1 protein-coding gene is annotated in these 488 nt (G+C 54.5%); it reads right to left on the bottom strand.

Annotated features, from left to right (window positions below; all coding sequences use genetic code 11):
- Positions 1–398 (bottom strand): substrate-binding domain-containing protein (locus TMES_RS22055; RefSeq protein ID WP_158091298.1); only part of this gene is annotated, 398 nt, incomplete at its 3' end.
- Positions 399–488 lie beyond the last annotated feature (90 nt).

Here is a 488-nt window from a genome sequence, read left to right as displayed (position 1 = left end):
ATCAGATCCTTGGGGGTTTTAATATCAAGGCCGGAAAACACGGTATAGGTCATGCCGGGCCAGTCGCAGCCAATGATTTTGATATCGGCCCCTTGCTGCATGGCCGAAAACGCCACCACCGGGCTGGCTTCAAAACTGTCAAGCTCGCCCGAGATCAGCGCCTTGAGCGTCGTGGTGCCGCCGGTAAATTCCACCATGCCAATATTAAGGCCGTGTTTGTCATCAAAACCGCCTTCTGCGGCCTGAAACAAAAACCCGGCATCGCCCTTGGCTTCAACAATACCATGGCGCCATTGCTCGGCCGCACCTGCGTGCGCGGCAAACCCTGCCACCCCGGCGGCAAGGGCTGCAATCCCGAAAATGCTGGCGGCAATACCCTTGTTCAATCGTCTGTCCATCGCTTCCTCCCGTGGCTCTTGGCCTGTTCTTCTTCATTGCTCAAACTGACATTCTTTTATAATGTCATCTCGTCATAGTGTATGTTTGCC

The organism is Thalassospira mesophila, assembly GCF_002115755.1.
Classification (GTDB): domain Bacteria; phylum Pseudomonadota; class Alphaproteobacteria; order Rhodospirillales; family Thalassospiraceae; genus Thalassospira; species Thalassospira mesophila.
The sequence above is the reverse complement of the archived record's forward strand: the minus strand, read 5'-3'. Positions and strand labels throughout refer to the sequence as shown.